The organism is Okeania sp. SIO2B9 (assembly GCF_010672505.1).
GTDB lineage: Bacteria > Cyanobacteriota > Cyanobacteriia > Cyanobacteriales > Microcoleaceae > Okeania > Okeania hirsuta.
The window spans coordinates 1-6,129 of record NZ_JAAHGK010000357.1; the positions used below are offsets into that span (position 1 = coordinate 1).

General features: G+C 34.4%; 8 protein-coding genes and 1 pseudogene. 6 read left to right on the plus strand and 3 right to left on the minus strand.

Translation table 11 applies throughout. The features are described 5' to 3' along the window. Positions 1 to 707 (minus strand): SPFH domain-containing protein (locus F6K13_RS14245; RefSeq protein WP_287287680.1); only part of this gene is annotated, 707 nt, incomplete at its 3' end. Positions 708 to 978: 271 nt separating this feature from the next. Between F6K13_RS14245 and F6K13_RS14250 the strand changes: the two genes are divergently transcribed. The 6 genes and pseudogenes from F6K13_RS14250 to F6K13_RS14275 form a co-directional block, all read left to right on the plus strand. Beyond that, the gene (locus F6K13_RS14250) at positions 979 to 1,416 is read left to right on the plus strand and encodes a hypothetical protein (RefSeq protein WP_124145338.1); all 438 of its coding nucleotides are present in this window, start codon (positions 979 to 981) and stop codon (positions 1,414 to 1,416) included. A gap of 143 nt (positions 1,417 to 1,559) precedes the next feature. Beyond that, positions 1,560 to 1,649, plus strand: coding sequence for a helix-turn-helix domain-containing protein (locus tag F6K13_RS14255; protein ID WP_287287681.1), 90 nt, complete (start codon positions 1,560 to 1,562; stop codon positions 1,647 to 1,649). A gap of 153 nt (positions 1,650 to 1,802) precedes the next feature. Continuing rightward, the gene (locus tag F6K13_RS14260) at positions 1,803 to 2,069 is read left to right on the plus strand and encodes a hypothetical protein (protein ID WP_240038977.1); all 267 of its coding nucleotides are present in this window, start codon (positions 1,803 to 1,805) and stop codon (positions 2,067 to 2,069) included. 151 nt (positions 2,070 to 2,220) lie between these two features. Further along, positions 2,221 to 2,385 (plus strand): transposase, encoded by a 165-nt coding sequence (locus F6K13_RS14265; RefSeq protein ID WP_275670385.1) that lies wholly within the window; start codon positions 2,221 to 2,223, stop codon positions 2,383 to 2,385. A 72-nt stretch (positions 2,386 to 2,457) separates the two neighbouring features. Continuing rightward, positions 2,458 to 2,685 carry a transposase gene (locus F6K13_RS14270; RefSeq protein ID WP_240041587.1) on the plus strand — a complete coding sequence of 76 codons (228 nt, stop codon included), beginning with the start codon at positions 2,458 to 2,460 and terminating at the stop codon, positions 2,683 to 2,685. A 12-nt stretch (positions 2,686 to 2,697) separates the two neighbouring features. After that, a pseudogene (locus F6K13_RS14275) lies at positions 2,698 to 2,865 on the plus strand (zinc ribbon domain-containing protein); the annotation flags it as partial. Between the two features lie 546 nt (positions 2,866 to 3,411). Here F6K13_RS14275 and F6K13_RS14280 read toward each other — a convergent pair. Next, a complete protein-coding gene (locus F6K13_RS14280) occupies positions 3,412 to 3,870 on the minus strand; it encodes a COP23 domain-containing protein (protein ID WP_124145339.1) in 459 nt (152 codons plus the stop codon). Between the two features lie 328 nt (positions 3,871 to 4,198). Further along, on the minus strand, positions 4,199 to 4,891 hold the full coding sequence (locus F6K13_RS14285; protein WP_124145340.1) for a dienelactone hydrolase family protein: 693 nt from the start codon (positions 4,889 to 4,891) through the stop codon (positions 4,199 to 4,201). Positions 4,892 to 6,129: the final 1,238 nt, after the last annotated feature.

Genomic DNA, 6,129 nt, shown 5'->3' on the forward strand with positions numbered 1-6,129 from the left:
GCATACGAGGTTAGGCCGGGACGGTTACTGGAAGTCAAACGGGTGCTCCTCCTAAAATTTAAAATTTTGGAAAGAACCTCTATAGACTCTGCTTGTCCTTGAGCTTTAGCAATAGCAGCTCTTTTTTCTCCCTCTGCTTGTTCAAGCATAGCTTTTTTCTCACTTAAAGCTACCCTTTCCGACTCCATTGCTGCTTGCACTTTTTCAGGAAAAATAATATTTTGAACCTCGACACGAATCACTTTGACACCCCAACTAGAAGTAGCTTCATCCAATTTCTTCAACAAAGCTTTATCAATTTCATCTTTTGTAGATAAAACTTCTTGAAGTGGCAAGCGACCAATTTCAGAACGCAGAGAAGTTAAAACTATATTATCAATAGCATTTTCTACGTCTTCAATTGCATAATACGCTCTCTCGATTTCTATAATCTGCCAGTAGACTACTGCATCTACCTGCAATGTCAAATTATCATTAGTAATGACTGACTGAGGGTCAATATCCAAGACCCTTTCGCGGATGGTATCAACATGAGCTATTTTTTCTACTAGAGGTAGAACAAACTGAAGTCCAGGCTTCAAAGTGCGCTTATACTTACCCAAGCGTTCTACTAAAGCCTCATCTCCTTCATCAATAACTTTTACAGATGAATTAACTGTATAACCAATGATTGCAGTTGCTATAAGAGCCACAAGATATTGAAGCATAAGATGTTAGAAATTAGGTTAATTATTTTGATACTAGCATTATCAATTAAAAAGTAGTCAAGTCAAAAGTTAACAATTTTCTTTTTGGCTGTTGAGATTGGGACTTAAACGAAAAATTTTAGCCCCAATCAAATCTAAACCCTCGAAGCTATTGTTTAACAAATAAGTAGAAAATCTAAAATTATTAATAATTGTCCCAATAATCACAGTTTTTGATTTTTACTTAAATTAGTTAGTTAATAATCTGAAATTTTATTCTTGAGGAGTATATATGGTAAATGCTGCAGAACAGGCCAAAAATTTTCAAGTAGCTAGTAAAATTGCTTCAGTAGTAAATTTATTTAAGTCCCAGTTTGCAGATGTTAAGGTCGATCTCAAGCCCTGGATGAACGATCCAGATACTTTGGAGTTAGTTGACCCAGATTCTATAGATATTGGTTTTCATTTGCCTGGTAGAAGTAGGTCTCTGGAAAGTCGTTGTTTATTGGTGCAAATTCGTTTATATCAAGATCCTATTGAAGCTTATTCTCGTGTAATTGGAGTGGAAGTTGCTGGTTACGATCATCGCGGAGAACAATGGAAATTATCAACGGTGGGTGGCTGGCATTTTGTGGGAAATACCCAACCCACAACAGAATCTGCTGCCAAACTGAAATATTTCTGTCGGCAGATTTTTGAGCTATTCAATAATGATGATTTGGCTGCTTAATTGGGATTAGCCAAAACCTTTTGGTTCTCGATCTTGGAAGATTTTACCAAAAAAATGGGTTTAAAGCCCCGCCCTTCTAGGGCGACTTTTTAGCTTTTTTTTTCAATAGATATGTTATCATGCTGTTAGTTTAGATAGGAATTATGAAAGCTAGATTTAAGTATCGTATATATCCAACACCGGGACAAAGATACCAAATAGCTTTGCTATTTGGTTCTGTCCGTGTTGTTTAGAATGATATCCTAGCTTATTGTCAAGAAAAGTATAGATCGGGAGCAAAGAAACCCACTAATTCTGAACTACAAAAACAGTTTATTACTCAGGCTAAGAAGACTGAATGTAGAGGGTGGCTCTCAGAAGTTTCCAGCATACCATTGCAGCAATCTTTGAATGATTTAAACCAAGCTTATCAAAACTTTTTTAAATCAACAAAAGGCCAGAGAAAAGGTAAACCTGTTAAGCCTCCTAAATTCAAAAGCAGGAAATCAAAACAAACTGCAAGATTTACAAAAGGAGGGTTGAAAATTGGTCAACATCAAGTTTATTTAGCTAAGATTGGAAAGCTGAAAATTGTTTGGTCAAGAGAGTTGCGTGCTGCTCCATCATCAGTAACAATTATCAAGGACTCAGCTAATAGAGTTGTCGCTTTATAACTGAAAAAAATCCCAAAAACCTTGTTTTGTAAGGATTGTAGCTATTGGAAATTAAAAATGCTTGGAATTATTGCTCTGTCTAGGTTAGAGTGATTTTTTCCCTTTATTTAGCGACAACTCTAATAGATATTTCTTAAGTTTTGTAGTAGAAATTATACCAGAAACCTTGGCTCATACTGATAATTCAGTAGGTATAGATTTAGGCATTTCTACCTTTGCAACCTTGAGTAATGGTACAAAGATTGATGCACCAAAACCACTCAAAAAACAATTAAGAAGTAGCCTGTTTCAGAGGAGCTGTGCTAACGAAAGTTAAGCAAGTCATTATCTAATAAAACTCAAGGGTCTAAAAGGTATGAAAAAGCACGGGTTAGAGTAGCTAAGTTCCATGGTAAACTGCAAAGATACAAGAACTAATTTTTTGCATAAATTATCTACTAAAATAATTCGTGACAACCAAACAGTTGTTTTAGAAGATTTGTTTGCAAAGGATTCCGAAGGAAACCTTTCTGGCATGGTAAAAAAGCGGTGCGACTCCGCAATGACGCCAGTCGCAAGGGAACACGCACCAAGAGACCGCAAATTATCCAGAGCTATATCCGATTTAGGTTGGTGACAATTTAGAACTTTCTTAGAAGGAAAAGCTGAGAAATACGCTCGTGATTTTAGAGTCATTAGCAGGTGGGAACCTACAAGTCAAGTTTGCTCAAATTGTGGCTTTAAAGGTGGCAAGTTAGACCTTCAGATGCGAGAATGGGAATGCCTTAACTGTGGCGCAAAACACCATAGAGACTAGAATGCAGCAATAAATATATTAGTCGCGGGCGGGCAGTCCGAGACAAAAAACGGACCTGGAGGCAAGCGTAACCTACCCCCATCCCTTCCTAGGAGGGGAGTAATAGGGGTGGGTGCAGCACCCAATGTTAGCGGAGTTTTGCGCCAGCAAAACGTCAACCCACCGAATAACTAAGACTCGGTAGGAATCTCCGTGCCTGCCTCTTGCCTCCTGCGGAGGAGCTGCGCTAACAAAGGAGTATTCCGATCGGAATGCTGCGCAAACGCTAACAGGCCGGAGAGGATGTCAAGGATAACTTGAACTTCTGGCTTTCTTGTATCCATAAACGCCCTCCCCCTGCCTGACTTTTGTTAGGTTTGTGGGGATGATATACAATTTTGCAATATCCTAATATTTCACCTTCTTGAAAACTAGACATTAGCATGGTTTGTCTCGGAATGTTAACAATGTTTGCTATGGCTTTGACTTTTTCTCAAGTTTTGAAAACTGATAACTACTTTTTTCCTATCATCATTATAAAAGTTTTTCTGCTTAATACTTGTTCTTTTAATAAATAGTAATTGGTGGTAGATTTGGCTGAGGATTAGCAACTCTTCTCAATAATTCTTGTCTAGCTTGTTGAGGATTTTGACCATTAGGAACTTGATATAATAATCTACAAGAACCATCTTGAGGATTAGCAGCACAAATCATTGGCTGTCCATTTTTAGAAATACTGACAGTGATACTTCGATATCCGTTTCTTTGTTGAGTAGATAAAATTCCAGATACTCTAGTACATCTAGTCAGAGCATCTTCTCCTGATTCGGTAAAATAATTATTAGAATTCCAGAGAATAATCGGAATATTTTTGCCTTGTTTAGTGGCTATTGTTGCTGGAGTTGCCCCGATTTTCCCACAGAAAAAATTAGTAGTTTGAGCTTCAGCAGAACGATGATTTATAGGAATATTTAACAATCCAATTACTGTGGCAGCAACAATAGAAGTTAATGATAAAATTTTCATTGATTATAATCTACATAGATAACAATACTAATATTCTATAAATTTATATATAGTTCTTGACTGTCAGTAATGGCATTTAAGCAAATTTTTTTTTAGTATACTTGGGAAATTATGGAAGCTTTGATTATCAGTGATTCTTGTGTAGTTATAATTTCTAATTAATAAATTACTTGCTTTGCTTATATTCCTTATTCAATTTATTATCTGCCTTAACTTCGGTTCAATAAAACCTTCCCAATAATAGCAGTCAATCAACCAGATATAATGTAGAATAATCAACTTATTGGGAGTGGGTTAAAAAATAGTGACTCAGTGTCAAACTAAAAACTTAGTCAAGATATTTTTGGAAAAATTCTATAGTGCGACTTTGGGCAAGATTAGTAGCTTCTAAGTTATAGTCTTTTCCTTCTATCCGAGCAAAGCCGTGATTAATATTTGGATAAGAATGTATTGTTACTAAAGGATAATTACTCAATTCAATTTTTAGTTGAGACTGAATTTCTGGAGAAACATATTCATCTTTTTCAGCAAGATGAAGTATTAATGGATTTTGAATATTAGCAGCTTCATCAAGATTTTTTTCAATGCCAACTCCATAATAACTAACGTTACATTTTGCTTGGGAACGAGTAGCCATTAAATAAGCGAGTTTTCCTCCTAAACAAAAACCTACACTGCCAATTTTGCCAGTACATTCTGGTAATTCTTTGAGAGTTTTCATTGTAGAAATTAAATCATCAATTCCTTTATTTTCATCAAAATGTTGGTAAAGTTCAAATGCTTTTTGCCAGTCATTCTCAGATTTATCGGTAAGTTCAATATCTGCTTCTTGACGCCAAAATAAATCAGGGACTATTGCCACATAACCTGCTTGAGCATATTCATCAGCTATATTACGCATTACTTCATTAACTCCAAAAATTTCTTGGATAATTATTAATCCAGGAGCAGGTGTAGAAGTAGGTGTTTTTAAGTAAGCGGAAAAAGTCTCGCCGTTATTACTGGGAATTTTAATTTTCATCTTGGTTAATTGATTTGATATTGCCGTTATATTTATAGATTACTTTAACATTATTCAGTCAATTCAGTTAGCTTCCTGCCGGAGGAACTGTGGGCTTCAATTAGTCTCTTGACAGAGGAGCTACCCTAGCTTCTTATCTCAAGGGTAATAAATGTTTGCTACATTTTTGCACTGCTGAGGAGTAGGGTAGTAGGGATGCTGCATGCAACGTCCGAGAGCGAGAAATAAACATAAGAATAATTAACAATAACTGGCTAATAATTATCAAAAAAGTAATTGATTATTTGTTAATTACTTAATAATTGAAGTGTCACTTGTAACTTAAGTATAGCATTCTTTTTTCACACTTGGTATTACAAAGGAATTACGTTATCAGGACTTCCTACAATATGGAGACGAGAAGATGCATAATTTAAAAAAGGGAGGCTTGAGACATGATTTTTTTTGTCTAAAAATAAGGAATGGTCTCAAAATAGCATTTAATAAATAATTTTGATATAGCAATTCCCAAGAGGTGTGAGGGACAAAATTTGTTTGTTTTATGGAGCATCGGATCTGCGAACAGGGAAAAGAATAGAATAGAAATAAAGATAAGTGTATACCTCATTAGTCTGAGAAACACTATAAAAATATTATTAATACTCTCGGTAATTGTTGATATTAAGAGTGAGTTAACAACTGGGAATTTTTATATTTCTTTAAATCAGGTTCAAGTTAATATAATCAAGCTAATTACTCGAATAGTTATACTTAAAATTTAATTTAACTAAATTTTGCTTGAATACAACATTTCCATGAAAAATAACAAAGAGAAAAGTAGTTTTTTCAATATAAAATTTTTGTGTACTTTATTCTCTATTACCTTTTATTCAAAAATATATTTACAATCCAAATGTAAATGCTATATATCTGAGAAATATCAAAGAGTAATATCTATTTCTTAGTTGAGATTTTTGATTCAAGAAAAAATTGAACTTATTTAAGCTATGATTACTAAATTATTGAGTTAAATTGGAGAAAATTTATCCATAATAAAATCAGAAAGATATTTAAGAGTGGACTTCAAAAAAAAATACTTGACAAAAATTATAAGTTTTGTTAAAAAAATGTTAAAAATTAACATACTTTAAGAGGATTTTAGATTGTGAAAGTAGCGATTGTTGGTTTTGGATTTAATGCAGAGAAAGCCCATGTACCAGTATATAGAGATCGTTCTGATATTCATCTCACAGCAGTAG